Consider the following 26381-nt stretch of genomic DNA (forward strand, 5'->3'; position numbering starts at 1 on the left):
CTTCCGCTCAACGTTTGCTCAGCGTCCCGTACAGGTTACGCAGCCGGGCGGGCAGAAAAAAGCCCGGGGAGTCTGCCGCAACCGGCAGGCTCCCCGGGCCGGGGTGCTGACTAAAATGGAAGAGACGCGCTGCGTTAGTTGACGGGGCCGGTGAACTTCTCGCCCGGGCCCTTGCCCGGAGCGTCCTGGATGTCGGACGCCTCACGGAAGGCAAGCTGCAGTGAGCGCAGGCCGTCGCGCAACGGGCCGGCGTGCTGGCTGCCGATCTCGGGAGCCGCTGCGGTGACGAATCCGGCCAGGGCGGTGATCAGCTTGCGGGCCTCGTCCAGGTCCTTCAGCTCCTCGGCGTCGTCGCCGTCGGCCAGGCCGCACTTGACGGCTGCGGCGCTCATCAGGTGCACGGCGGCAGTGGTGATGACTTCAATGGCGGGGACCTCGGCAATGTCACGCATCTGCGCAGCCACTTCCTGCTCTTCAGCGGAAGGTGCCTGCACCTCTTCCGTGGTGCCGGGGAAGGAATGGCGGGTGTGCTCGGCCGCCGGGTTGCTCTGTGGGGTACTCATACTGGTAAGCTTGTCACAGACCAACTGGTTGTCGTTACTTTCAGTGCCCTTCACGGAGCGTTGAATGTTTCACATCAGCCAGTATGCAAGCGGAGAATCCTCCCACCCGCGTCAGCCTGAATCTTCAGTCCATGTGCCCTAGGGTGCCTGTGCAGAAGACAGAGTTGCCGGGTACGGTCGGCCCCCGGTGGCGGGTCCAGGTTAACCTGGTCCAGCCGATCCGGGAGGTTGCTGCTGATGCAGCTCCCGCCGACCCCTCGAGGCCTCCGATTGCGCGTGCAATTGGGGGCCTTCTTCAGTTGCAGGCGGTAGCCGTTTTGGATACAACAGGAGCTGCAACATTAGCGAGCCAAGAATCAATGATCGAATCCGCGTCCCTGAGGTGCGGCTGGTAGGACCGGCTGGAGAGCAAGTTGGGGTTGTCCGTATCGAAGACGCCCTGCGTCTGGCAGCCGAATCCGACCTGGATCTTGTTGAGGTGGCACCGCAGGCGAAGCCTCCGGTGTGCAAACTAATGGACTTCGGCAAGTACAAGTACGAAGCCGCTGTCAAGGCCCGTGAGGCACGCAAGAACCAGACGAACACCGTCCTGAAGGAAATCCGGTTCCGTCTGAAGATTGACACTCACGACTACGAAACCAAGCGCGGCCATGCCATGCGCTTCCTTGCAGCCGGTGACAAGGTCAAGGCCATGATCCAGTTCCGCGGCCGCGAACAGCAGCGTCCGGAAATGGGCATGAAGCTGCTGAACAAGTTCGCAGCCGACGTCGCCGAGGTGGGCATGGTGGAATCCACGCCCCGCATCGACGGCCGCAACATGGTCATGGTCATTGGACCGCTGAAGAACAAGGCGGAAGCCAAGGCCGAAGCACGGCGCGCCTCGCAGCGTGCCGATGCCAAGGCAGCCAACGAAGCCGTCAAGAACGGCGAGGCCCCCGCCCGGGTGGACACTTCCGCTGAGAACAAGGCGCCCCTGACGCAGAGCCTGGCAGATCTTCTGCCGGACGGCCTGCGGCTCGGTTCCTCCGCTGCCGAGGCTGACAAGGCCCGTGCAGAGAAGGAAAAGGCTGACAAGGAAATGGCCGAAAAGCGGGCGCAGGCTGCAGCCGAAAAGGCAGCAGCCGACGCACGACGCGCGGAAGAGGCTGCCAAGGCTCCGGCTCCGGCGCCGGTTGCAGAGGCTCCCGCCGCTGCGGCTCCCGTTGAGTCCAAGCCCGCTCCGGCCCCCAAGCCGGCTGCAGTGCCCAAGCCCACGGCCATGAAGCCGGCGCCGAAGCCCGCTGCCCGGCCGAAGCCTGCTGCTGCTTCCAAACCTGCTGGCAAGGCTGCTCCTTCACGGGGCGCAGCAAGCCAGAACAAGCCCGGAACTGCGGAGTAAGACTCAGCTTTTCCCCGCAGGACGTCCCGGCGTCCAGTAAACCCCTGGCACTGCAAAGTGCCCAAAGCCCCGCAGGCCCCGGCCGGCGGAAACCCAAAGGAGATCGGTAGTCATGCCGAAGATGAAGACCCACAGTGGCGCCAAGAAGCGCTTCAAGCTGACCGGAACCGGCAAGCTCAAGCGCCAGCAGGCCAACCGCCGCCACTACCTCGAGCACAAGCCGTCCACGCTGACGCGCCGCCTCGCCAGTGACAAGCTTGTTGCCCCGGCAGACGCCAAGGTCATCAAGAAGATGCTGGGCATCTAGTCTTTCCCCCTCGACAGGCGGCCCGTTCGGGCCACCGTCACACCACCAAGCTTTTCCGGGCCTGAGTAGCAGGCCGAGTGCCTCACAGCAGGTGCACGGAAGATTTATCTAAAGGAGTACGCACGTGGCACGTGTGAAGCGGGCGGTAAACGCCCACAAGAAGCGTCGGGTTATTCTCGAGCGCGCCAAGGGTTACCGCGGACAGCGTTCACGCCTGGTCCGCAAGGCCAAAGAGCAGCTGCTGCACTCGTTTGTGTACAGCTACGGCGACCGCCGCAAGCGCAAGGGTGACTTCCGTCGCCTGTGGATCCAGCGCATCAACGCTGCATCCCGCGCCAACGGCCTGACCTACAACCGCCTGATCCAGGGCCTGAAGGCTGCCGAGATCCAGGTTGACCGCCGCATGCTGGCCGAACTGGCCGTCAACGACGCCGCCGCGTTCGCCACGCTGGTGCAGATCGCCAAGAACGCCCTGCCGTCCGACACCTCCGCTCCGGCCGTTGCCGCTGCTCCGGCTGCAAAGCCTGCTCCGGTTGCCTCCAAGCCGGCCGCTGCTGTTGCCGACGCTCAGGGTGGCTTCAAGGCTTCCGAGGGCGACGCCCCCGAAGGCTTTGTCATCAAGGGCAACCTGGGCTCCGGCAAGTACCACGTTCCGGGTTCCACCTGGTACGAGCAGACCGTAGCCGAGTACTGGTTCAACTCCGTCGAAGCCGCCAAGGCTGCCGGACTGGAGCCTGCTGGCGGAGAATCCCGCCAGAAGTTCCAGGGCTAGAAATCGGTTATTAGCCGATCATGAACACTGTTGGGCGCCCGCCGGCTCCGCTTATGTCCAATCCCCGAGCAGATCGGGTCAGGGATGTAGCGAAGCTGGCCGGGCGCCCGGCGCGTTTAAAAACCGGACGGTTCGTGGCCGAAGGGCCCCAGGCCGTCCGTGAGGCTCTGCTGAGCCACCGCGCCGACGCCTCCGCCGGCGGGTCCGGCGTCGTCCTCGAAGTTTTCGCCACCGAGGCCTGCCTGGACCGGCTGCCCGAGCTGGCGGAGCTTTCCGCCGACGTGCCGCTGCGCCTGGCCACCGACGAAGTCATTGCCGCCATGGCCACCACCATTTCGCCCCAGGGCGTCGTGGCCGTGTGCCGGATCACCGATTACGCCCTGGATGATGTGCTGGCCGCCGGAGCCAAGCTCATCGCCGTGCTGTGCGAAGTCCGCGATCCCGGCAATGCCGGAACCATTCTGCGCGCCGCAGATTCCGCCGGTGCCGACGCCGTCGTGCTGACCGCGTCCAGCGTTGACATCCACAATCCCAAGGCCGTGCGTTCCACCGCCGGCTCCCTGTTTCATCTGCCGGTCGTCACCGGCGTCAGTTTCGACTTCCTGATGGCCGCCTGCCGCGCCCACGGCCTCACCGTCCTGGCCGCCGACGGCTACGGGAACGTGGACCTTGACAAGCTCCAGGACGAAAGCTCCGTCCGCCGCCTGGCGCCGGCACTTCCGGACGCACCGGCCACCGGAGAAGCGGCCGACGACGGCGCCCCCGAAGCCGCCGCGGCCGTGTCCTCCCAGCCCCGGCTGGAAAATCCCACCGCTTGGCTCTTCGGCAACGAAGCCCAGGGCCTCACCTCCGCGCAGCTGGCCGACGCCGACTACCGCGTGGCCGTCCCGGTGTACGGGCGCGCCGAAAGTCTCAACGTGGGCACTGCCGCCACCGTGTGCCTTTACGCGTCAGCGCGCGCCCAGAACCGCTAGGCCCGGCCGACGCCGGCGGGCGTGCCTGAAAGTGCTAAGCACATCAAGTCACGGCTGCTGGGCGAATCGGCCACGGTGTCCGATGTCCGCGCCATCGAAGAAGCCGTCCGCTCCGACGGCACGCGCATCATTCACCTCAAGACCCTGCACCTGGGCCCCGAGGAACTGCTGGTCGCGGCCAAGATCTCGGTGGGCGAAGGCGAGACCGGCGAGCAGCTCGCCGAAGCCATCAACGAAGCCGAGATGCGGATCCGCTCGGCCGAACCCAATGCGGATTATTTACTCGGAACCGGATGTGCATGCGCCGCGGACGGAGCAGGTGCCTGCGGACTCTTCCGGTCCAGCCAGCCGCTAAGCAGTGCGATGCCCAGTCCCAACAGGGCCAGGACGGCGCCGACGACGGCGGGCGAGCGGTAGCCCCACCCCCAGGCAATGACCAGGCCGCCCAGCAATGCTCCCAGCGCGTTGGCCATGTTCAGTGCCGAGTGGTTCAGGGATGAGGCCAGGGACTGGGCTCCCGGGGCGGCGTCGAGCAGCCGGGTCTGGAGCGGCGGGACCAGCATCGAGCCGATCGCTCCGACCAGGAAGACCAGTGCCAATGCGCCTGTCTTGTACTGCACAAGCCAGGCGTAGGCCGCCAAGATGACCGCTGTCCCCAGCAGGATTCCGTAGATGCTGCCCATGACGCTGCGGTCGGCCAGCCGGCCGCCGATGATGTTTCCCGCCACCTGGCCCAGGCCGTAGAGGCCAACAATGAGGGGCAGGAGCGAGGCATCGAAACCTGCGACATTGGTCATTGTGGGGGAGATGTAGGCATAGACGGCGAAGAAACCGCCGAACCCCACGGTGCCCACCAGCAGGGCAAGCCAGACCTGGATCCGGCGCAGGGCGCTTAGCTCGCGCCGGATGCTCGCCTCCGGGTGCGTCGCTTGATGCGGAACGTACCGGGCCACCAGCGCCACCGTGAGCACCCCGATGGCGGAAACCATGACAAACATCCACCGCCAGCCGGCCTGCTGTCCGAGCCAGGTGGCAAAGGGAACCCCGACGACATTGGCGATGCTCAGCCCCAGCATCACCATGGAAATCGCCCGTGCCCGGCGGGTCGGTGCGACCAGCGATGCGGCGATCACGGCGGCAACCCCAAAGAACGCGCCGTGCGGCAGCCCGGACAGGAACCGGGTGGCCAGCAGCCAGTTGTAGTCCGGCGCAAAGAACGACGACAGATTGCCGACACTGAACAGCACCATCAGTCCCAGAGCGAGCGTCTTGCGGGGTATCCGCGCGCCCAGGGCGGCGAGGATCGGAGCGCCGACCACCACGCCCACCGCGTAGGCGGAGATGACGTGTCCGCCGGCCGGAACGGAGATGCCCAGATCGAGCACCATCTCCTGGAGCAGGCCCATGATGGCGAACTCGGTGGTGCCGATGGCAAATCCGCCGGCAGCGAGGGCAAAAATGGCCAGTGATGCCCGCCTGGCCTGAAGCGCGGGTGTTAACGACATAAAACTCTCTCAGAACAAAAAACGGATCCTGGCGGCGGCCGCCGCGGTCAGTCGGGCGAATCCGCGGTCAGCCGGATCCTGATGGGATCCCGGTGGGGTGCTGGTGCGGGAGAGTCGGCGCAGTGTCCGAAGCGGGAAACCGCCCGGGCTGCGGTCGACCCGCTACAGCGCTGTGAATCCAGTTTAGTTCAGCGCTGCCCGTAGACTCGATCCGTGTCTAACGGAGAACTGAAGCAAGTAGTCGGCGCCGCCCTCGTGGACAGCCTCGCCGCGCCCACCAAGATGCTCGCGGCCCGGCGCACGGCACCGGAGCAGTTTGCCGGGATGTGGGAGTTTCCCGGTGGAAAAGTGGAAGCCGGGGAAAGCTGCGAAGAAGGCCTGCACCGGGAGCTCCGGGAGGAGCTCGGTGTCGGCGTTCGGCTCGGTGCGGAAATCAACGGCCCGGGTGCCCAGGGGTGGCCGCTCAATGAGAAGGCCGCCATGCGGGTTTGGCTCGCCGAGATCACCGAAGGGGCTCCGTCGCCGCTCGAAGACCATGACGAGCTTCGCTGGGTTGCGCTTGATCCGCGGGAGCTCGGCGCCCTGGCCTGGATCCCCGCCGACCTGCCCATCGTCACCGCCATGCTCGACGCAGCCCGCCGGCGGTAAGCGCGCGCAACCCCTGCCGCAGGAGATGTCTTTGACCGGGTTGGGCCTCGCGGTTCCTTGCGGGAATCAATGCCAACCTCGTCGACCTCCCGACGCCGGTGCCGGCTTCGGGGCAGGCAGCCCGGCACGCGCCGTCCACTCCGGATTCCCGCTAGAAAAGGGTTGCCGCCTGCCCGCCCTGAGTCGCCGGCACCGTACTGTCCTGAACGGTTTCCAGCGGATCGGCGCCCGTCCCGGCCGCGGGTCTGCGCAGCGGCATGAACTGCCCGTTGGCGGTGAAACCGTGCCTCCTTTTGAAGAAGTTCACCCGTCCCGCCAGCCATTGCCGGTATTCCTTGGAGGCATACGTGCCGCCGCCGTACAGCCGCGCATACTTTCCGGCCAGATGGGGGTAATCGCGGCTGATGAAGCCCAGATACCACTCCCGGGCACCGGGCCGCAGATGGAGCGCTCCGGCCGTCACGCCGGTGGCGCCGGCGGCGGCAAGTGCGGCAAAGAGCGCGTCCAGCGACTCGTCTCCGTCGGTGAGCCACGGCAGGATGGGCATGGCCATCACCGAGCACGGCAGTCCGGCCTCCCGCAGCCGGCTGATCAGCTCCAGCCGCGCCCTGGGGGCGGGCGTTCCGGGTTCCACCCGGTGCGCCAGCTCCGGATCCAGCAGTGCCAGCGAGATGCCCATGCCGATTTCGGTGTCCCGCCCGGCTCTCTTGAGCAGCGGAATGTCCCGGGCCAGCAGCGTGCCCTTGGTCAGGATGGAAAACGGGGTTCCGGAATCCGCCAGCGCCCTGATGATGTCCGGCATCAGCCGGTACCGGCCTTCGGCCCGCTGGTAGGGGTCCGTGTTGGTGCCCATCGCCACGTGTTCGCGGCGCCAGGACGGGCGGGCCAGCTCCCGCCGCAGCACCTCCGCCACGTTGGTCTTGACCACCAGCTGGCTGTCGAAGTCCAGGCCGCTGTCCATCTCCAGATACGTGTGCGTCTTCCGCGCAAAACAATAGACGCAGGCATGGCTGCAGCCGCGGTACGGATTGATGGTCCAATCGAACGGCATGCCGGAGGTCTTGCCCACCTTGTTCAGGGCGGATTTGGAGAGCACCTCATGGAAGGTGATACCGGCAAACTCGGGTGTCTTCACGCTGCGCACCACGCCCTGCAGCGCCAAGAGGGCATCTTCGGCGCCGGCGGCCTTGGGTTCCTGCGCTTGCCATCTCATGCCGACCATTAGAACACATGTTCTAATGGCGGCGGTAGGCGGTGTCGCCCTTTCCCCATCCGCGAGATGGCACAAAGTGCTCTTCCCACCCTCAAAACCTCCACTTTCTGCCATTTCGGCGGGGGCGGGGGTGTCGCAGGGGGCTGGGGGCGCGGGAGGGAGCGGGAGAGACGGTGCGGCGGTAGCCGCCGTCGTCCAATCCCGCCAGACGCTCAAAAATATTGCCCGACGCCGGATCGCCGTGCCGCAGTTTGGAGACCCCCGCTGCCAGGAAGTACAGCGGAAGAAACGCCAGCCCCAGTCCCGCGTACTGGCTGCTGTGCCGGGCCTCGTGCCGCAGCAGGGGACTGGAACCCGGGCCGCCGGTGCCGGGCCGAAACAACGGGGCCGCCCGGGAGCGGTACAAAACTACGTTGCCCACGGTGAAGGCAGCGGCCTTCGGCAGCGTCCAGGACCAGCCTTCGGCCAGCACCAGCCCGTCGGGGCCGCGACAGATTCGGCAGCGTCCGGCCCGGGCCAGGGCAAGCCCGGCCGGCGTGGTCAGGTTGACGACGTTCAGCAGCCGGCGCAGCCGAACGAACGCCGACGGTGCGGGTAACGGTGGAGTCGATAGCCGTGCAGCCGACTGTGCTGTTGACCGCGTAACTGACCAAGCAGCCGACCGTGCATCGGAAAAAACGGATGGTTGGCGGATGTTCACGCTGCCAGTGTAGGAGCCCAGCCCGAGCCCGTCACCGGCGGACACCGCCTCCGTCATCCCGGTGCCGCCATGTCCGGGTCGCAGGCCGGGTTGGTTAGACTGGAAGCTACGGGCATTTTCCCTCGTTTTTTCACGACCAACGCCCATCAAAACGTCCATCAACAGGGCCGGAAATAGGTAAAGAACTGTACATGTCGAACTCCATACCGGGGACGCACTCCCCAGACACCGCCCCCGAGCCGCCCAACCCGCTGGATGAAGCGGCAGTCTCTGCCGCCGTCGACTCCGCGCTAGCCGCCATCGCCGCCGCAGCGGATCTGGACGCCCTCAAGGACGTCCGCATCGCCGTCGCCGGCGACAAGTCGCCGCTGAGCCTGGCCAACCGCACCATCGGCTCCCTTCCCAAGGACCAGAAGTCTGCCGCCGGCAAGCTTGTCGGGCCGGCACGCGGACGCATCAATGCCGCGCTCGCCGCCCGCACCGTCGAGCTGGAAGCCGAGCGCGACGCACGGATCCTGGTCGAAGAGGCCGTTGACGTCACCGCCGCTCCGCGCCGCCGCCGCATGGGCGGACGCCATCCGCTCTCCACCCTGCAGGACCGGGTCAGCGACATCTTCGTGGGCATGGGCTGGGAGATCGCCGAAGGCCCCGAGGTTGAATCCGAGTGGTTCAACTTCGACGCGCTGAACTTCAAGCCGGACCACCCGGCCCGTGAAATGCAGGACACGTTCTTTGTCGAGCCGCCCGAGGCCCACCTGGTGATGCGCACGCACACCTCGCCGGTCCAGGTGCGCTCCATGCTTGAACGGGACCTGCCGATCTACGTGCTCTGCCCGGGCAAGGTCTTCCGCACCGATGAGCTGGACGCCACTCACACCCCGGTGTTCCACCAGTTCGAGGGCCTGGCCATCGACAAGGGCCTGACCATGGCTGATCTCGTCGGCACCCTGGAACACTTCACCCGCGTGCTGTTCGGCGACGAGGCCAAGGTTCGGCTGCGCCCTAACTACTTCCCGTTCACCGAGCCCAGCGCCGAGCTGGACATCTGGCATCCGGGCGCCAAGGGCGGCCCGCGCTGGATCGAGTGGGGCGGCTGCGGCATGGTCAATCCGAACGTGCTCCGCGCGGCCGGCATTGACCCCGAGGTCTATTCAGGTTTTGCCTTCGGCATGGGTATTGAGCGCGCACTGATGTTCCGCAACGAAGTGGGGGACATGCGCGACATGATCGAGGGCGATGTACGTTTCAGCGAACACTTCGGGATGGAGATCTAAGTGAGAATCCCACTTTCCTGGCTGCGCGAGTATGCCCAGGTTCCGGCGGAAGCAACCGCCGAAGACGTCATGGCGGAACTGGTCCGGGTAGGGCTGGAGGAGGAGGACGTCCACCGTCCCACTGACGAGCTCTCGGGCCCCGTTGTTGTCGGCCAGGTGCTCTCCATGGAGCCCGAGCCGCAGAAGAACGGCAAGACCATCAACTGGTGCACCGTCCGCGTGGTGCCCGAGGGCGCCGAGCAGACACTCACCGGCGACGGCATCGATCCCTCCGGCGTGCAGGGCATCGTCTGCGGTGCGCATAACTTCACGGTCGGGGACAAGGTGGTTGTCACCCTGCCCGGCGCCGTGCTGCCCGGAGACTTCCGGATCAGCCCGCGCAAGACCTACGGCCACGTCTCCGCCGGCATGATTGCCTCGGTCCGCGAACTGGGCATCGGAGAAGACCACGACGGCATCCTGGTCCTCTCCCGCCTGGGCCTGGATCCGGAGATCGGCACCGACGCCCTGGACCTGCTCGGCCTGTACGACGAAGCAGCGGAAATCAACGTCACGCCGGACCGCGGCTACGTGTTCTCCATCCGCGGCGCGGCCCGCGAGTACGCCCACGCCACCGGAACGAAGTTCACCGACCCGGCAGCCGCCGTCGTCGTCCCCGAGGCTGACGGCAACGGCTACGGCGTGCGCCTGGAAGACGGGGCGCCGATCTACGGCAAGGCCGGCTGCGACCGCTTTGTGGCCCGCACCGTCCGCGGCGTGGACCCCGCCCGCCCGACGCCGCCGTGGATGGCTTCCCGGCTGCGCCTGGCCGGAATGCGCTCGATCTCGCTGATCGTGGACATCTCCAACTACGTGATGCTCGAACTGGGCCAGCCGCTGCACTTCTACGACCTGGACAAGCTGTCCGGCGACATTGTGGTGCGCCGTGCGGCTGAAGGGGAGACGCTGAAGACCCTGGACGAGAAGGTCCGCACCCTCGATCCCGAGGACCTGCTCATCACCGACGACTCCGGCGTGATCGGCATTGCCGGCGTCATGGGCGGCGCCGCCACCGAGGTCTCGGATACGACCAGCAACGTCCTGATCGAGGCCGCGCACTTCGAGGAAGTCAGCATCGGCCGCTCCCGCCGCCGGCACCGCCTGCCCTCCGAAGCGTCCAAGCGCTTCGAGCGCGGCGTGGACTGGAACGTCGCCGACGTCGCCGCCCAGCGCGCCGTCGATCTGCTGACCGAGCTGGCCGGCGGCACCGCCGATCCCTCGGTGACCGACGTCGGCACCAAGCCCGAAGCCAAGGCCATCGAGCTGCCCGCGGACTTCGCGTCCAAGCTGATCGGCTACGACTTCAGCGAGACCCAGATCACCGGCACCCTCACCGATCTGGGTGCCGAAGTGGCCAGGACGGCTGCCGGCTACTCTGTGACGCCGCCGAGCTGGCGCCCGGACCTGGAGACGCGTGAGGACCTCACCGAGGAAATCATCCGCCTGGTCGGCTACGAGCACATTCCGTCCACCCTGCCCACGGCTCCTCCCGGCCGCGGCCTGACCCGGATCCAGCAGCAGCGCCGCCGCCTGCAGCAGGCGCTCGCCGCCGCCGGCCTGACCGAGGTGCTGTCCTATCCGTTCGTCACCCAGGACGACAACAACACCTTCGGAACGCCCGACGCCGGCACCTCGCCTGCTGCGGTCAAGCTGGCTAACCCGCTCAGCGCCGAGTTCGGCTACCTGCGCACCTCGGTGCTGCCGGGCCTGTTCGAGGTGGCCAAGCGGAACCTCTCGCGCGGCTTCCGCGACCTGGCGCTGTTCGAAGCCGGATCGGTCTTCCTGCCCGGCGAGCAGCTGGGCACCGCAACGATTCCGCCGCTGGGCGTCCGCCCCTCCGAGGAAGTCCTCGATGCCCTGTACGAGGGGGTTCCGGACCAGCCGCTGCACGTAGGCGTGCTGTTCACCGGCCACGAGTCGCAGCCGGGCGCCGGCCATGCGCCGCGCGCCTGGGACTGGGCCGACGCCGTCGACACCGCCCGCCTGATGGGCGACGTGCTCGGCGTGGAACTGGTGGTCAGCCAGGGCGAGCACCAGGCCTTCCACCCCGGACGCACCGCCAAGCTCTCGCTGCGCAGCGGCGAAACCGTGGGCTACGCCGGCGAACTGCACCCCAAGCTGCTCGCAGCCCGGGACATGCCGGCCCGCAGCGTGGCTCTGGAACTCGACGTCGACGCACTGTTCGACGCCGCGCCCGAAGTTATCGTGGCCCGGGAGATTTCCTCGTTCCCGGCCACCACGCAGGACGTTGCCCTGGTAGTGGAGGCGGGCATTCCCGCGGAAACGGTCCTGGAGACCCTGCGCGAAGGCGCCGGGGAACTGCTGGAAGACATTTCGCTGTTTGATGTGTACTCCGGCAAGGGCATCGAAGACGGCCACAAGTCCTTGGCCTTCGCCCTGCGCTTCCGGGCTCCGGACCGGACCCTGACGGCCGATGAGGCCTCAGAGTCCCGGGCCGCCGCCGTCGCGCTGGCCGCGGAACGGTTTGGTGCCGTCCAGCGCTAACCGCTGCAAACCAGGGGGGTTTCCCCGGAAGGGCTCTGTTGGATGACCTCCAGCAGAGCCCTTTTCCATGTGTTGGCCCGTTAATCGGGCTGTCCGGGAGCTCTGCAGCCCCGGAAGGAGAATTGCTCTTTCTGCCGGACGGTCTTTGTCACGGCCAGCTAACGGCCGCCCTTGGCAATGTAGTCCGGTCCGTCGTAGTGCAGGTTCAGCGTGCTGATGACACCGTCACCGAAAGTGAAGAACTCCGCAAAGCGAACCGTCCCGCCGGGCATATCGGCGTCGTACAGCACCGCGGATCCCGCATTGTCATGGACATCGCTTATAAAATCGATGCCCCGCACAGTCCCTATGAAGCCGGTGACTCCCTGCAGGAAATGCTCCGTGGCGTCAGGGAGGTGGCCTGCCAGGGACCCGGTGAAATCGAGTCGGCCTGACAAAAGTCCGCGGAGGTCCCTGCCGTCGCCGAACGCCTCCGGACCGGCGGTCAGGACCCGGTAGTACTCCTGCAGCACAGGCGGGGCAGAAGGCGAGAGATTACCTGTCATGGTTACTCCTTTGGTTCCGGGGGGACTGCCGGCAGGTCTGCAGTGAACGACACTTCCGCCGCCGCATGCCCCGAATGATAATCCGCAGCAGGGGCAATGGGTAGACGACGGCGCCTAGTTCCTGCTGGCCCCGGTGCTGCGCCAGGACCGCCGTTTCTGGCCCGCCGCGACGTCATCAGCCAGGACACCGCCATGGCCAGGAACAGGGCCGGCATCGCGAAACCGAAATAGTCATTGTCGCCCTGCAAGAACAGCCGCACCGTCCGCAGAAGCCAGACACGGCCGAAAGCAAGCCAGAGGATCAAAAACACTGCGGCTGTGGCAGGATCGGCCTATGTCATCCCCGCCCTCCCTGGTGCTGATCGGACCGGCAGCTGCCGGTAAGTCCACCATCGGCGCCAAGACGGCGAAGATCCTGGGACTCCCGTTTGTGGATCTCGACGACGTCGGCCCGGACTACTACGCCGAAGTCGGGTGGAGCATCGAGCGCCTGGTGCAGCGCAGCAGGCGGGTGGGACGCGTGGCGGCGGAGCGGGAGTGGGAGTCGGCCCGTGCCCACGCCGTCCGGCGGGCGCTCGATGAGCATCCCGGAGCCGTGCTGGCTTTGGGCGCCGGACACACCTCCTACACTGACCCCGGCTGTTTCGCCGTGGTGCACGCCGCCCTGCAAAGCGTTCCGAAGGTGGTTCTGCTGCTGCCGTCCTATGACCGGGAAGCTGCGCTGGTTGAACTGAGGCAACGGTCGCTGGCTTCGAAGGGGACCGAATGGATCAGCTCCGGTCACGATTTCCTTGCTGAATGGCTGGACGATGCAGGTATGCGATCCCTCGCGACCGAAACCGTCATTACGGTCGGCAGTCACCCGGATGAAACAGCCGCGCAGGTCGCAGCCGGGTGCGCACCGGGCGCCCGGGACTCACCCCGCCGGCCAACCGGCTATTCAACAGGCCTCCCTGACGGCCCCGAGGTCCAGGGGTTTCAGCAGTGAGGACAGCCCCTGTTGATTGGACTCAGCGCAGAAGTGTTTCATAGTCCACATCGAAAATGCCCGCCTCAACGGTGAGGTCCAAGGCGCCGCTGAGCTGCCACTGCCAGCTGGCACCGGGCGACGGCAACCACCGGGGGTCAGCCGGATCCGCCGATACTTCCCGGTCGGCGGCGTCACCTGACGCGGCTTCCGTGGACCTTCGGTCCCCGGACGTCGGTGAGTTGCCGGCGGGTGCGCAGCCCGCCAAGGCCAAGATGAGAAGGGCTCCGCCGACCAGCCGGCCAGCCCCGCAGCCTCACCGATGCACCGAGGCATCCAATAGAGCTGTTCCCGGCGGAACATTCACGAGTACCGACTACGTGCCCGGGTACTCGCGAATGGCGGAACGTGCCAGAATCGGGGCCATGCCGCTGTCATCCCTCGCGACCGAAGACGATTCCCTCACGATTTCCTGGTTGCTCGCTGTCCCCGCCCAAACGGTGTGGGCGGGGTTCCGCGACCCGGCGCTGCTCTCCCAATGGCTGGGCCGGCCCCTTGTATGTGACGCTAAAACGGGCGGCATGATTGTCGTCGACCATGGCGGGGGCTGCCTGTCGCGAAGCGTCGTCACCGAGGCGGACGAGCCGCGCCGGTTGGCCATGACGTGGGACTTCCCCGACGAACCCGACTCGCAGATTGCGTTCGCGCTGCACCCGGCGGAGTCCGGCACCCGGATGGAGCTCGTGCACAACGGGCTGGGCAGCCTGGTGGATTCCTACGGTCCCGGCTGGGTCACGCATTTGACCTACTTGGAGGCTGCCGTGGGCGGGACCCCGCTTCCCTGGTCGCAGTTTTGGCCGCTGCACACCAGCTTCGAGATGTTGTACGGAGCAGCGGATGCTACGGCAGCAGCAGCACCTTCCCGGTAGTCTTCCGGCCTTCCAAGGCAGTCTGCGCCGCAGCGGCCTCGGCCAGCGGATAGGTCGCGCCGATGCGCACGTCCAGTGTGCCGTCACGAACCATTTCAAAGAGCTCATGGGCGCGCCATTGCCGCTCCTCAGCGGTCAGCAGGTAGTCGCCCAGCGTGGGACGGGTCAGGTAGAGAGATCCTGACGAGTTCAGCCGCTGGATGTCGAACGGCGGAACCTGGCCCGAGGCGCCGCCGAACAGCACCAGCATGCCCCGCTTGCGCAGGCTGCCCAGGGAGCCGTCGAAGGTTGCCTTGCCGACGCCGTCGTACACCACGTCCACGCCCCTGCCGTCGGTCAGCTGCCGGACCTCCTCGGCGAATCCGTCGTAGCCCAGGGCGTGGTCGGCGCCGGCGGAGCGCGCCAGCTCACGCTTCTCATCGCTGGAGGCAGTGGTGATGACGGTGGCGCCCTTGGCCTTGAGCAGCTGGATCAGCAGCAGGCCGACGCCGCCGGCACCGGCGTGGGTCAGGACCGTCTGGCCCTCCTCCACGGGAAAGGTGGAGTTGCAGAGGTAGTGGGCGGTCATGCCCTGCATGGGGAGCGCCGCGGCAATCTCGTCGCTGACGCCGTCGGGTATGGGCAGCGCCTTGTCCGCCTCCATGATGGTGTACTCCGAATACGTGCCGCCACCCTCAGCCGTGGCAACCCGCGCACCCTCCCGGAACGCTGCCACATCGCGCCCGGAAGCGACCACGGTTCCGGCCGCCTCGGCACCGGGAATGAAGGGATGCGCCATGGGATAGATGCCGCTGCGCTTGTAGGTGTCGATGAAATTCACGCCCACCGCCCCGACACGGACCAGCAGTTCCTTCGGACCGGGCTGGGGCAGGTCGACGTCTTCAAAGCGCAGGATTTCGGGCCCGCCGGGTGCGGGGACCACAATAGCTTTATGCATGGAATGTCTCTTCTGTTGCAGGCATCGGTGTCGCTGCCATCGTAGGGCAGCGCGCGGACCAGCGCACCGCCCTGTTCCCTCCTTCCGTGCTGCGGCCGGCGAAAAAGGGTCCGCGTCATCTATGCATAATTATGTAGGCCTATGCATAAATCTACTGTAGGGTGAAGCCATGACGATTTCAGTTGCTGTCTCAGGAGCCTCCGGGTACGCCGGGGGTGAGGTGCTGCGCCTGCTGGCAGGGCATCCCTCCGTCACCATCGGTGCCATTACCGCGCACAGCAACGCCGGTTCCCGGCTCGGGGAATTGCAGCCCCATCTGCACGCGCTCGCCGACAGGGTCCTGCAGGACACCACGGTGGAGAACCTGGCCGGGCACGACGTCGTCTTCCTCGCCCTGCCGCACGGCGCCAGCGCCGCCATCGCTGCGCAGCTGGATCCCTCCGTTCTGGTGATCGACGCCGGCGCCGACCACCGGCTCGAAGACCCGCTGGCCTGGGAAAAGTTCTACGGCTCGCCGCACGCCGGCTCCTGGCCCTACGGCCTGCCCGAACTGCCAGGCCACCGCGACCGGCTCAAGGGCGCCACCCGCATTGCCGTCCCCGGCTGCTATCCCACCTCCTCGCTGCTCGCCCTGACGCCCGGCTTCGCGGCCGGCCTGCTGGAGCCCGACGACGTCGTCATCGTCGCTGCCTCCGGAACCTCCGGCGCGGGCAAGGCAGCCAAGCCGCACCTGCTGGGCTCGGAAGTGATGGGCGGCATGAGCCCCTACGGTGTCGGCGGGGGACACCGCCACACGCCGGAAATCGAACAGGGCCTCTCGGCCGCGGCCGGCGAAACTGTCGCCGTGTCCTTTACCCCCACGCTGGCGCCGATGGCCCGGGGCATCCTGACCACGGCCACCGCGAAGGTGCGCCCCGGCGTCACCGCCGAGCAGCTGCGCGCCGCCTGGGCTGACGCCTACCGGAACGAACACTTCGTCCGGCTGCTCCCCGAGGGGCAGTGGCCGGCCACCAAGATGGTGGTGGGGTCCAACTACGCTGCCCTGCAGCTGGCCTACGACGCCCACGCCAACCGCGTCATCGTCACCTGCGTGATCGACAACCTGAACAAAGGCACCGCCGGCGGCGCGGTGCAGTCCATGAACATTGCCCTCGGCCTTGAAGAAACCGCCGGACTGACAACGCAGGGAGTTGCCCCGTAATGAGCACCACCGAAAACAGCACGGCAACTGCCGCCGACCAGACAGCCGCCACCGGCATCACCGCTCCGGCCGGCTTCCGCGCCGCCGGCATCACCGCCGGGTTGAAGGCCTCCGGCGGCCGCGACATGGCGCTGGTCGTCAACGACGGGCCCTCCAAGGCGGCAGCCGCCGTCTTCACCCGCAACAGGGTGGCCGCCGCACCCGTGCACTGGTCCCGGCAGGTGGTCTCGGACGGCCGTGCCGACGCCGTGATCCTGAACTCCGGCGGCGCCAACGCCTGCACCGGACCGCAGGGCTTCCAGAACACCCATGCCACCGCCGAGAAAACCGCCGAGGTCCTGGGCCTGTCCGCCGCCGACGTCGTGGTCTGCTCCACCGGACTCATCGGCGAGCAGCTGCCGATGGAGAAGATCCTTCCCGGCGTGCAGGCGGCAGCGCAGGCGCTGGCGGCCGACGGCGGTGCGGCGGCCGCCGAGGCCATCATGACCACCGACACGGTGGCCAAGCAGTCCGTCTTCACCGGCAACGGCTACAGCATTGGCGGCATGGCCAAGGGCGCCGGCATGCTCGCTCCGGGGCTGGCCACCATGCTCGTGGTGCTGACCACGGATGCGCAGCTGCCGGCCGCCGGGCTGGATGCCGCCCTGCGGGCCGCCACCGCCGTCACCTTTGACCGCACGGACTCGGACGGCTGCATGTCCACCAATGACACCGTGCTGCTGATGGCCTCGGGTGCCTCCGGCACCGCTCCGCAGCCGGACAAGTTCACCGCAGGCCTCACCGAGGTCTGCCATTCGCTGGCGCAGCAGCTGATCACCGATGCCGAGGGGGCAAGCCACGACATCGCCGTCACCACGGTGAACGCCGCCACCGTGGCCGACGCCGAGACGGCCTCCCGCGCCGTCAGCCGTTCCAACCTCTTCAAGACCGCCATCTTTGGCAACGACCCCAACTGGGGACGGGTCCTGTCCGCCGTGGGCACCACCGACGCCGCCTTCGAGCCGGACCAGCTCAACGTCACCATCAACGGCGTCCAGGTCTGCCGCAACGGAGGCATCGGGGATTCCCGCGATCTGGTGGATCTGCGCGGGCGCAAAGTTACAGTGGAAATCGACCTGAATGCCGGCACGCACAGCGCCACCATCTGGACCAACGACCTGACCATGGACTATGTCCACGAAAATTCGGCCTACAGCAGCTGATCGGGGACATCATGAGTACACCCACGCAAGCCAAGGAACAGCTGGCCGCCCAGGACAAGGCCGCCACGCTCATCGAAGCGCTGCCCTGGATCCAGCGGTTCGCCGGCAGCATCATGGTGATCAAGTACGGCGGCAACGCCATGGTCAACGATGAGCTGCGCCGCGCGTTCGCGGAGGACATCGTCTTCCTGCACCACGTCGGTGTGCACCCCGTGGTCGTGCACGGCGGCGGGCCGCAGATCAGCGCGCTGCTCGACCGTTTGGGCATCAAGTCCGAGTTCAAGGGCGGGCTGCGCGTCACCACGCCCGAAGCCATGGACGCCGTCCGGATGGTCCTCACCGGCCAGGTGGGCCGCGAGCTGGTGGGCACGATCAATGCCCACGGGCCCTACGCCGTCGGCCTTTCCGGTGAAGACGGCGGACTGCTGCAGGCCGTGCGCATCGGTACCGTCATTGACGGTGAAGACGTGGACCTCGGGCTCGTCGGGGAAGTCACCGGCGTCAATCCCGGCGCCATTGTCGACCTGATCGAGGCCGGCCGCATTCCCGTCATCTCCACAGTGGCTCCGGAAGTCGACGACGACGGCGGCCTGACCAGCCAGGTGCTCAACGTCAACGCCGACACCGCGGCAGCCGCACTGGCCGTCGCCTTGGGCGCCTCGCGGCTGGTGGTGCTCACCGACGTCGAGGGCCTGTACGCGGACTGGTCGGACAAGTCCTCGCTGATTTCATCACTCACCGCCGGGGAGCTGCGCGCGATGCTGCCCACGCTGGAAGCCGGCATGATCCCCAAGATGGGTGCCTGCCTGGCCGCGGTCGACGGCGGGGTGGACCGTGCCGCCGTCGTGGACGGGCGGATGGCGCACTCCATGCTGCTGGAGGTCTTCACCACCGCCGGCATCGGCACCCAGGTAGTTCCGGAGGAGCAGGCATGAGCAACGCCATGAGCAAGCAGACCGAGCCCCAGCCGGCCGCGGAGCCAGCCGCAGCCGCACCGGCCGTGGAGCCCGCAGCCGCACCGGCCGACGCGCTGGTGAACCTGACCGGAACCTCGGAGGACTGGCTGCGCCGCTACGGCTCCTCGCTGATGGGTGTCTTCGGCACGCCGCAGCGGGTCCTGGTCCGGGGCAACGGCTGCACGGTGTGGGACGCCGACGGCAAGGCCTACCTGGACCTGCTCGGCGGCATCGCCGTCAACGCCCTGGGCCACGCGCATCCGTTCCTGACCTCGGTGATCACCAGCCAGCTGGCCACGCTGGGCCATGTCTCCAACTTCTTCACCAGCCCTCCGCAGGTGGCGCTGGCGGAGAAGCTGCTGCAGCTGGCCGGGGCGCCGGAGGGATCGAAGGTCTTTTTCGCCAATTCCGGCACCGAAGCCAACGAAGCAGCGATCAAACTGGCGCGCCGCAACACCGGGGCCGCGGGCCCGGACGGCACCGTGCAGCGGACCCGCATCATTGCCCTCGACGGCGCCTTCCACGGCCGCACCCTCGGCGCGCTGGCGCTGACGGCCAAGAAGGCCTACCGGGAACCCTTTGAACCGCTGCCCGGGGGAGTGGAGCACATCCCGTTCGGGGACATCGAGGCGCTCCGCACGGCAGTCGACGACACCGTTGCCGCGGTCTTCATCGAACCGATCCAGGGTGAAGCCGGCGTCCGCCCGCTGCCCGCCGGCTACCTGCAGGACGCGCGGGAGATCACCGCTGCCGCCGGCGCGCTGCTGATCGTGGACGAGGTCCAGACCGGCATCGGCCGCACCGGAAAATGGTTCGCCTCCGAGGGCGTGCTGCCCGATGCGATGACCCTGGCCAAGGGCCTGGGCGGCGGCTTCCCCGTCGGCGCGCTGATCACCTTCGGCGGAACGGCGTCGTCGCTGCTCTCCGCCGGCCAGCACGGCACCACGTTCGGCGGGAATCCGGTCGCAACCGCCGCCTCGCTGGCCACGCTGCACGTCATCGAGTCCACCGGGCTGCTCGGCCAGGTCCAGGCCACGGGATTCCACCTGCGCGCCGCCTTGGCCGCGGTTCCGGGCGTCACCGAGGTCCGCGGCGAAGGTCTGCTCATCGGGTTCGACCTGGCTGCCGGTCCCGGCGAGGACATTGCCCCCGCGGCGGTGACCGCCGCGCTCGAGGCGGGATTCATCATCAACGCCACGGGACCGCACACCCTGCGCCTGGCGCCGCCGCTGATCCTGACCCGCGACCAGGCCGACGATTTTGTGCAAGCACTGCCCGGGATCCTGGCCGCCGCCCGGGCCGCCGAAGAAACCGCCCGCGCCGCCGATCAGACAGCCCGGGCCACCGGAAAGACAGAAGGACAATCATGACCCGCCATTTCCTGGTCGACACCGACCTCACCCAGGCCGAGCAGACCGAAGTTCTGGATCTTGCCGACGCGCTGAAGCAGGACCGCTACAAGTATCAGCCGTTCGCCGGCGCCGCCGCCGGCCGCAAGACCGTTGCCGTCATCTTCGACAAGACGTCCACCCGCACCCGGGTGTCCTTCGCCGCCGGCGTGGCCGATCTCGGCGGCGTGCCGCTGATCATCGGAGCGGGCGACTCCCAGCTCGGCCACAAGGAAAGCGTTGCCGACACCACGAAGGTGCTCGAGCGGATGGTCTCCACCATCGTCTGGCGCACCTACGCCCAGTCCGGACTGGAAGAAATGGCCGCGAATTCCGGGGTTCCCGTGATCAACGCGCTCTCCGACGACTATCACCCGTGCCAGCTGCTGGCGGACCTGATGACCATCCGCGAGCACAAGGGCACCCTCGCCGGCCTGACCCTGACCTATCTGGGAGACTGCGCCAACAACATGGCCAACTCCTATCTGCTAGCCGGCGTCACGGCCGGCATGCACGTTCGGGTAGCCGGTCCCGTGGGCTACCTGCCCGATCCCCTGGTTGTCGACGCCGCTGCCGTCCGTGCCGAGGAAACCGGCGGGTCGGTGATGATCACCACCGATGCGGCCGAGGCGCTGGCGGGAGCCGACGTCGTCGCCACCGACACCTGGGTCTCCATGGGCCAGGAGGATGAAAAGGCCGCCCGCTCGGAGCTGTTCCGCAGCTACGCCGTGGACGCCGCAGCGATGGCGCAGGCGGCGGATGACGCCGTCGTGCTCCACTGCCTGCCGGCCTACCGCGGGTACGAAATTGCCGCCGAGGTCATCGACGGCCCGCAGTCAGTGGTCTGGGACGAGGCCGAAAACCGGCTGCACGCGCAGAAGGCGCTGATGGTGTGGCTGATGGCCCGCTCGGGCCTGACCGGGGTTCCGGAGGGCGCAGTATGAGCATGCCGGCCACCAAAACCGCCCGCCAGGCGCGCATCCGTGCCCTGCTGACGGGACTGTCGGTCCGCTCCCAGGCCGAACTCGCCGCCCTGCTGGCCGACGACGGCGTCCAGGTCACCCAGGCCACGCTCTCCCGCGACCTGGTGGAGCTGGGCGCGGTGCGCATGCGCGGCAAGGAGGGAGTGCTGGTGTACGCAGTGCCCTCCGAAGGAGGCGAGCGCGCGCCGAAATCGGGAGTCACCCAGGAGGTTCTGGACGCCCGGCTGGCCCGGCTCTGCGGGGAACTGCTGGTCACGGCCGAGGCCTCGGGAAACATCGTGGTGCTGCGGACGCCTCCGGGCGCTGCAAACTTCCTGGCCCTGGCCATCGACCACTCGGTGCTGCCGTCCATCCTGGGCACCATCGCCGGGGATGACACCGTGCTGATGGTCACCCGCGAGTCCGACGGCGGCGCCGACGTCGCAGCGCGCTTCCTGCGCATCGCCGACGAGGCCACTGCCAACGGCCAGGCCCCGGACAGCCGCATCCTCTAGCTGCACCCCTAAAACTTTCCACCTACCTTCATCAACCAGCAGCCTGCAGAGGCTGCACATAACGCAAGGAGCGTATTTCGTGAGCGAACGCATTGTTCTGGCCTACTCCGGTGGCCTCGATACATCGGTGGCCATCGGCTGGATTGCCGAAGCGACAGGTGCCGAAGTCATCGCAGTGGCGGTCGACGTCGGACAGGGCGGCGAGTCCCTGGAGACCATCCGCCAGCGCGCCCTCTCCTGCGGCGCCGTCGAAGCGTACGTGGCAGACGCCCGGGACGAATTCGCTTCCGAGTACTGCATGCCCGCGCTGAAGGCCAACGGCCTGTACATGGATTCCTACCCGCTGGTCTCTGCGCTGTCCCGCCCGGTGATCGTCAAGCACCTGGTCGCCGCAGCCCGCCAGTTCGGTGCCACCACCGTCTCCCACGGCTGCACCGGCAAGGGCAACGACCAGGTCCGCTTCGAAGTCGGCATCCAGACCCTGGGCCCGGACCTGAAGTGCATCGCCCCGGTCCGCGACCTGGCCCTGACCCGCGACAAGGCCATTGCCTTTGCCGAGGAGAAGAACCTGCCGATCGTCACCACCAAGAAGAACCCGTTCTCCATCGATGCCAACGTCTGGGGACGCGCCGTGGAGACCGGCTTCCTGGAAGACATCTGGAACGGCCCAACTCCGGACGTTTACGAGTACACCTCCGATCCCGCCGCCGGCCTGGCCGCCGACGAAGTGGTCATCACCTTCAAGGAAGGCGTTCCGGTCGCGATTGACGGCAAGCCCGTCACTCCGCTGCAGGCCATCGAACAGATGAACCGCCGCGCCGGTGCCCAGGGCATTGGCCGTATCGACATCGTCGAAGACCGCCTCGTGGGCATCAAGAGCCGCGAAATCTACGAAGCCCCCGGCGCCATGGCCCTGATGGCCGCGCACCGCGAACTGGAAAACGTCACGGTCGAACGCGAGCAGGCCCGCTTCAAGAAGACCGTCGGCCAGCGCTGGACCGAACTGGTCTACGACGGCCAGTGGTTCTCCCCGCTGAAGAAGTCCCTGGACGCGTTTATCGAGGACACCCAGAAGTACGTCTCCGGCGACATCCGCATGACCCTGGAAAGCGGCCGCGCCGTGGTGACCGGACGCCGTTCCGACACCTCGCTGTACGACTTCAACCTGGCCACGTACGACACCGGTGACAGCTTCGACCAGTCAATGGCGCGCGGTTTCATCGAGCTGTTCGGCATGTCCTCCAAGGTGGCCTCCGGCCGCGACCAGCGTGCAGCAGAAGGTAAGTAGAAAATGAATCACGGCAAGCCGCCGGTTGACCCGGCCGGAACCGCAGCTGCGGGTTCCACCGTCCAGGGTGCGCTGTGGGGTGGCCGCTTTGCCGGCGGCCCCGCCGACGCCCTCGCGGCGCTGAGCAAGTCCACCCACTTCGACTGGCGGCTTGCCGGCTATGACATTGCCGGCTCGCGGGCCCACGCCCGCGTGCTGCACACCGCCGGGCTGCTCGACGACGCCGAGCTGGAGGGCATGCTGGCGGCCCTGGACGCGCTCGACGCCGATGTCCGCTCGGGCGCCTACACTCCGGCGGACTCCGATGAGGATGTCCACGGTTCCCTGGAACGCGGTCTGATCGAGCGTGCCGGCCCGGCGCTGGGCGGCAAGCTGCGCGCCGGCCGGTCCCGCAACGACCAGATCGCCACGCTGGGCCGGATGTACCTCCGCGACCACGCCCGCATCATCGCCGCCGGTGTCCTGGCGACGGTGGATGCCCTGATGGAGCAGTCGGAGAAGCATCTGGGCGTGGCCATGCCCGGCCGCACGCACCTGCAGCACGCCCAGCCGGTGCTGCTCAGCCACCACCTGCTGGCCCATGCCTGGGCGCTGCTGCGCGATGTGCAGCGCCTGATGGACTGGGATCGCCGCGCTGCGGTATCCCCGTACGGCTCCGGCGCCCTGGCCGGTTCCTCGCTGGGGCTGGACCCGAATGCCGTTGCCGCCGAACTCGGTTTCAACTCGGCGGTCTGGAACTCCATCGACGGCACCGCCTCCCGCGATGTCTACGCCGAGTTCTCCTGGGTTGCGGCCATGATCGGCGTGGACCTGTCCCGGATTAGTGAGGAAATCATCATCTGGGCCACCAAGGAGTTCTCCTTTGTGACCCTTGACGATGCCTTCTCCACCGGTTCGTCGATCATGCCGCAGAAGAAGAACCCCGATGTGGCTGAGCTGGCCCGCGGCAAGGCCGGCCGCCTGATCGGTGACCTGACCGGACTGCTGGCCACGCTCAAGGGCCTGCCGCTTGCGTACAACCGGGATCTGCAGGAAGACAAGGAACCGGTGTTCGACGCTGCCGACACTCTGGAGGTCCTGCTTCCGGCGGTGTCCGGCATGATCGCCACGCTGACCTTCAACACCGAGCGCATGCAGGCACTGGCACCGCAGGGCTTTGCCCTGGCCACTGACATCGCCGAGTGGCTGGTCCGCCAGGGCGTGCCGTTCCGGGAAGCCCACGAGCTCTCCGGCGCCGCAGTGAAACTTGCGGAGGGCCGTGGCGTCGAGCTCTGGGACCTGACGGATGAGGATTACGCCGGGATTTCCGAGCACCTGACTCCCGAGGTCCGCACAGTGCTCAGCACGGAAGGCTCGCTGGACAGCCGCAGCGCCCAGGGCGGAACCGCCCGGTCCGCCGTGGAGCAGCAACTGGCTGCGCTGAAGTCGGAAGTGGCGACGGCACGGAGCTACGCCGCGTAGCCCAGGCCGAGTCCGGGCTAAGGGTGCTGCTGGATCCCGGTGCCCTCGGCGCCGGCGGGGGGGGGGGGGGGGGGGGGGGGGGGGGGGGGGGGGGGGGGGGGCGCCCCCCCCCCCCCCCCCCCCGCCGCGCCGCTGCGTCCGGATCAACCCTGTTCTGCGCGAATGGAGCCGCCGGAGTTTACGCGGATCAGCGATTTCAGCGATTCCCGTGGTTCCGGTGATTTCAGTGGTTCCAGTGGTTCGGTGAGCCCCATGGTTCCGGCGATTCACCTTATGCCATTGATTCCAGTGCGTAGGGGGCCTTCCATCGCGACCGTCGTGCAGATCAGTGGCTTTTCAGAAATCCATAGTGCAGGTCAGGGGCTCTCCGGAAATCCATAGTGCAGATCAGGGGCTTTCCCGCGGCGAAAAGAGCATTCTGGGGCCGTCATCTGCACGAAGGATTCTTTGAAGGCCCCTCATCTGCACTATGAATGCCGTGCCCCCGGATGTGCTTCGACAGCTGGTTGGCCTTCATGAATCACTGTGATGCCTTCAGCTACCCTTGGCCCATGAGCGACTCCTTCCGGCGGATGCTGCGCGCCCTGCCCGACTTCCCGGACAACCTCCCGCGGTTCGACCCCGCGGCGGCCCCTGCGGATCCGTCCGACCTGTTCCGGTCCTGGCTGGACGAGGCCCTGGCTGCCGGAGTCCGCCAGCCCCATGCCTTCTCACTGGCCACCGCTGACGCAGCCGGAAACCTGTCCTCCCGCATGCTCATCCTCAAGGACCTCGACGACGACGGCTGGCAGTTCGCGACGTCGCGCACCTCCCGTAAGGGCCGGGAACTGTCGGAGAACCCGCGGGCCGCCATGAACTTTTACTGGTCCGAGCTGGGACGGCAGATCCGCGTCAGCGGCACCGTGGTGCAGCTGTCCGAGGCGGCCTCGGCGCGTGACTGGGCGGAGCGGCCAGCTGCCGATGGTTCGGAAAACCCCGAGTGGCAGCTCTACGCCCTCCAGCCGGTCGAGATTGAATTCTGGCAGGCAGATCCGGACCGGCGGCATATCCGGCACCGTTATGATCTGTGATCTGCGTGGCTGACTGCTCCCTGGCCCAGGCCGTGACCGCCGCCGCGGACACCGCCGCCACCTTACGGCGACACCGAAAAAGGACGTCTCTGCTGTCCCGTTTTCGCCTGTCGTGCCCCTAGGGTGGGTCCCATGACTGGTCTCCCTGATGTTCCCGGCGTTGCACCCCCTGCTGTTTCCAAACCGGAGCCCCGGCCCACCCCCTCGCAGCTGGTGGCCATCCTGGACGCGGCGGCTGCGGACTTCCGGGATCGCATTCGATTCCTTACCGACGACGACGTCCGCTCTCCCTCGCAGCTCCCGGGCTGGTCCCGCGGGCATGTGCTCGCGCATGTGGCGGGTGTCGCTGACGGCATGGCCCGGCAACTTGAGTACGCGGTCCGCGGAGAAACGATCGAGCTGTACGACAGCGGCGCCGAAGGGCGGAACCGGGCGATCGAAGAAGGCGCGGTGCTGAATGCCGACCGCCACCGCCGCGAACTCAGCACCTCGCTGGACCGCGTGCTCGCGGCATTCCACGGGCTGCAGGCAGCCGACTGGCAGGCTCCGATTTCCTATCGCAGCGGCGTCGTTCGGGACGGCGGCCTGGCGTTGTGGCGGGAACTGGTCATTCACCTCACGGACCTGGGTGTCGGAGTGGAGGCCGACACCTGGTCGCCGCAGCTTTGCGAGCACCTGTTCGGTTTCCTCTCGGCCCGGGTTCCCGCCGGAGTACGCCTCAGGCTTCAGCCGCTCGGTCTGGCGCCCCGCGTCCTTGGCGGTTCCGCCCCGGGGGAGCCGGTTTCCAGCACCGTCTCGGTGAACGGCATGGCAACAGACATCGCCGCCTGGCTTGCCGGACGAACTCCGAATCTTGCCAGCCTGCGCGCAGAAGCCGCAGCCGACGGCGTGGACCTGCCCAAACTCCTGCCCTGGCCGTCGGCGCTGCCAACGAAATAGCGCGTTGCAACAGGCCGCCGCCCTCGGACCCCACCAAGGTACAGCCCTAATAACCCGCCCCAATAATCGGCCTAATCACCGGCCCTAATAGACGGCCTAGTAACCGGCCCTAAGACACAGCCGTAATAACCCGCCGTAAGACG

The 26381-nt window shown here is 67.4% G+C and carries 26 protein-coding genes; 19 read left to right on the forward strand and 7 right to left on the reverse strand.

The features are described 5' to 3' along the window. Nucleotides 1-134 precede the first annotated feature (134 nt). A complete protein-coding gene (locus QNO00_RS08965) occupies nucleotides 135-563 on the reverse strand; it encodes a DUF1844 domain-containing protein (RefSeq protein ID WP_229967676.1) in 429 nt (142 codons plus the stop codon). 382 nt (nucleotides 564-945) lie between these two features. Here QNO00_RS08965 and infC point away from each other — a divergent pair, with 382 nt between their 5' ends. From infC to QNO00_RS08985, 4 genes are all read left to right on the forward strand, one after another. Beyond that, a complete protein-coding gene (infC, locus tag QNO00_RS08970) occupies nucleotides 946-1941 on the forward strand; it encodes a translation initiation factor IF-3 (RefSeq protein ID WP_229967678.1) in 996 nt (331 codons plus the stop codon). 112 nt (nucleotides 1942-2053) lie between these two features. Further along, nucleotides 2054-2248: a 50S ribosomal protein L35 gene (gene rpmI, locus QNO00_RS08975; RefSeq protein WP_104055427.1), complete on the forward strand. Its 195-nt coding sequence runs from the start codon at nucleotides 2054-2056 to the stop codon at nucleotides 2246-2248. Between the two features lie 124 nt (nucleotides 2249-2372). Continuing rightward, nucleotides 2373-3020 (forward strand): 50S ribosomal protein L20, sunset domain variant, encoded by a 648-nt coding sequence (gene rplT, locus QNO00_RS08980; RefSeq protein WP_284024294.1) that lies wholly within the window; start codon nucleotides 2373-2375, stop codon nucleotides 3018-3020. Between the two features lie 20 nt (nucleotides 3021-3040). Next, a complete protein-coding gene (locus QNO00_RS08985; protein ID WP_502863263.1) occupies nucleotides 3041-3994 on the forward strand; it encodes a TrmH family RNA methyltransferase in 954 nt (317 codons plus the stop codon). Nucleotides 3995-4269: 275 nt separating this feature from the next. On the opposite strand, the gene QNO00_RS08990 is transcribed toward QNO00_RS08985, so the two are convergent. Continuing rightward, nucleotides 4270-5499: an MFS transporter gene (locus QNO00_RS08990; protein ID WP_284024296.1), complete on the reverse strand. Its 1230-nt coding sequence runs from the start codon at nucleotides 5497-5499 to the stop codon at nucleotides 4270-4272. Nucleotides 5500-5781: 282 nt separating this feature from the next. Here QNO00_RS08990 and QNO00_RS08995 point away from each other — a divergent pair, with 282 nt between their 5' ends. After that, nucleotides 5782-6147 (forward strand): (deoxy)nucleoside triphosphate pyrophosphohydrolase, encoded by a 366-nt coding sequence (locus tag QNO00_RS08995; protein ID WP_229967739.1) that lies wholly within the window; start codon nucleotides 5782-5784, stop codon nucleotides 6145-6147. 151 nt (nucleotides 6148-6298) lie between these two features. Here the strand turns inward: QNO00_RS08995 and QNO00_RS09000 are convergent, their stop codons facing one another. Both QNO00_RS09000 and QNO00_RS09005 read right to left on the reverse strand, forming a co-directional pair. Then, nucleotides 6299-7360 carry an Rv2578c family radical SAM protein gene (locus QNO00_RS09000; RefSeq protein ID WP_284024297.1) on the reverse strand — a complete coding sequence of 354 codons (1062 nt, stop codon included), beginning with the start codon at nucleotides 7358-7360 and terminating at the stop codon, nucleotides 6299-6301. A gap of 91 nt (nucleotides 7361-7451) precedes the next feature. Beyond that, on the reverse strand, nucleotides 7452-8060 hold the full coding sequence (locus QNO00_RS09005; protein WP_502863266.1) for a hypothetical protein: 609 nt from the start codon (nucleotides 8058-8060) through the stop codon (nucleotides 7452-7454). 191 nt (nucleotides 8061-8251) lie between these two features. Here QNO00_RS09005 and pheS point away from each other — a divergent pair, with 191 nt between their 5' ends. Further along, nucleotides 8252-9334, forward strand: coding sequence for a phenylalanine--tRNA ligase subunit alpha (pheS, locus tag QNO00_RS09010; protein ID WP_284024298.1), 1083 nt, complete (start codon nucleotides 8252-8254; stop codon nucleotides 9332-9334). Then, nucleotides 9335-11878, forward strand: a complete 2544-nt coding sequence (pheT, locus tag QNO00_RS09015; RefSeq protein ID WP_284024299.1) for a phenylalanine--tRNA ligase subunit beta — start codon at nucleotides 9335-9337, stop codon at nucleotides 11876-11878. It begins immediately after the preceding gene. Between the two features lie 158 nt (nucleotides 11879-12036). Here the strand turns inward: pheT and QNO00_RS09020 are convergent, their stop codons facing one another. Then, nucleotides 12037-12423: a hypothetical protein gene (locus QNO00_RS09020; protein WP_229967693.1), complete on the reverse strand. Its 387-nt coding sequence runs from the start codon at nucleotides 12421-12423 to the stop codon at nucleotides 12037-12039. A 334-nt stretch (nucleotides 12424-12757) separates the two neighbouring features. On the opposite strand from QNO00_RS09020, the gene QNO00_RS09025 reads away from it, so the two are divergent. Next, nucleotides 12758-13411: a shikimate kinase gene (locus QNO00_RS09025; RefSeq protein WP_284024300.1), complete on the forward strand. Its 654-nt coding sequence runs from the start codon at nucleotides 12758-12760 to the stop codon at nucleotides 13409-13411. A gap of 22 nt (nucleotides 13412-13433) precedes the next feature. Here QNO00_RS09025 and QNO00_RS09030 read toward each other — a convergent pair whose 3' ends face one another. Then, on the reverse strand, nucleotides 13434-13658 hold the full coding sequence (locus QNO00_RS09030) for a hypothetical protein (RefSeq protein WP_284024301.1): 225 nt from the start codon (nucleotides 13656-13658) through the stop codon (nucleotides 13434-13436). Nucleotides 13659-13815: 157 nt separating this feature from the next. On the opposite strand from QNO00_RS09030, the gene QNO00_RS09035 reads away from it, so the two are divergent. Continuing rightward, nucleotides 13816-14319, forward strand: coding sequence for an SRPBCC domain-containing protein (locus QNO00_RS09035; protein WP_284024302.1), 504 nt, complete (start codon nucleotides 13816-13818; stop codon nucleotides 14317-14319). On the opposite strand, the gene QNO00_RS09040 is transcribed toward QNO00_RS09035, so the two are convergent. Further along, nucleotides 14291-15256 carry a quinone oxidoreductase family protein gene (locus QNO00_RS09040; protein WP_284024303.1) on the reverse strand — a complete coding sequence of 322 codons (966 nt, stop codon included), beginning with the start codon at nucleotides 15254-15256 and terminating at the stop codon, nucleotides 14291-14293. The genes QNO00_RS09035 and QNO00_RS09040 overlap by 29 nt on opposite strands. A 169-nt stretch (nucleotides 15257-15425) precedes the next feature. Here QNO00_RS09040 and argC point away from each other — a divergent pair, with 169 nt between their 5' ends. The 10 genes from argC (at nucleotide 15426) to QNO00_RS09090 (ending at nucleotide 26238) form a co-directional block, all read left to right on the forward strand. Further along, the gene (argC, locus tag QNO00_RS09045) at nucleotides 15426-16457 is read left to right on the forward strand and encodes an N-acetyl-gamma-glutamyl-phosphate reductase (protein WP_284024304.1); all 1032 of its coding nucleotides are present in this window, start codon (nucleotides 15426-15428) and stop codon (nucleotides 16455-16457) included. Continuing rightward, on the forward strand, nucleotides 16457-17659 hold the full coding sequence (argJ, locus tag QNO00_RS09050; protein ID WP_284024305.1) for a bifunctional glutamate N-acetyltransferase/amino-acid acetyltransferase ArgJ: 1203 nt from the start codon (nucleotides 16457-16459) through the stop codon (nucleotides 17657-17659). The genes argC and argJ overlap by 1 nt, the downstream gene beginning before the upstream one ends. An 11-nt stretch (nucleotides 17660-17670) precedes the next feature. Then, entirely contained in the window at nucleotides 17671-18594 is a 924-nt protein-coding gene (gene argB, locus QNO00_RS09055) for an acetylglutamate kinase (protein ID WP_284024306.1), read from the forward strand. Further along, nucleotides 18591-19985, forward strand: coding sequence for an acetylornithine transaminase (locus QNO00_RS09060; protein ID WP_284024308.1), 1395 nt, complete (start codon nucleotides 18591-18593; stop codon nucleotides 19983-19985). The genes argB and QNO00_RS09060 overlap by 4 nt, the downstream gene beginning before the upstream one ends. Next, complete coding sequence (gene argF, locus QNO00_RS09065) at nucleotides 19982-20947, forward strand: ornithine carbamoyltransferase (RefSeq protein WP_284024309.1); 966 nt, start codon at nucleotides 19982-19984, stop codon at nucleotides 20945-20947. Before QNO00_RS09060 ends, argF begins: the two co-directional genes overlap by 4 nt. Further along, nucleotides 20944-21480, forward strand: a complete 537-nt coding sequence (locus QNO00_RS09070; RefSeq protein WP_284024310.1) for an arginine repressor — start codon at nucleotides 20944-20946, stop codon at nucleotides 21478-21480. Before argF ends, QNO00_RS09070 begins: the two co-directional genes overlap by 4 nt. Nucleotides 21481-21559: 79 nt before the next feature. Next, nucleotides 21560-22768: an argininosuccinate synthase gene (locus tag QNO00_RS09075; RefSeq protein WP_284024311.1), complete on the forward strand. Its 1209-nt coding sequence runs from the start codon at nucleotides 21560-21562 to the stop codon at nucleotides 22766-22768. Nucleotides 22769-22771: 3 nt separating this feature from the next. Further along, complete coding sequence (gene argH / locus QNO00_RS09080) at nucleotides 22772-24229, forward strand: argininosuccinate lyase (RefSeq protein ID WP_284024312.1); 1458 nt, start codon at nucleotides 22772-22774, stop codon at nucleotides 24227-24229. A gap of 551 nt (nucleotides 24230-24780) precedes the next feature. Continuing rightward, complete coding sequence (locus QNO00_RS09085) at nucleotides 24781-25299, forward strand: pyridoxine/pyridoxamine 5'-phosphate oxidase (RefSeq protein ID WP_284024313.1); 519 nt, start codon at nucleotides 24781-24783, stop codon at nucleotides 25297-25299. A 132-nt stretch (nucleotides 25300-25431) separates the two neighbouring features. Continuing rightward, nucleotides 25432-26238 (forward strand): maleylpyruvate isomerase family mycothiol-dependent enzyme, encoded by an 807-nt coding sequence (locus tag QNO00_RS09090; protein ID WP_284024314.1) that lies wholly within the window; start codon nucleotides 25432-25434, stop codon nucleotides 26236-26238. The last annotated feature ends 143 nt before the right edge of the window (nucleotides 26239-26381 follow it).

The sequence above is a fragment of the Arthrobacter sp. zg-Y1219 genome (genome assembly GCF_030125545.1).
Classification (GTDB): Bacteria; Actinomycetota; Actinomycetes; order Actinomycetales; family Micrococcaceae; genus Arthrobacter_B.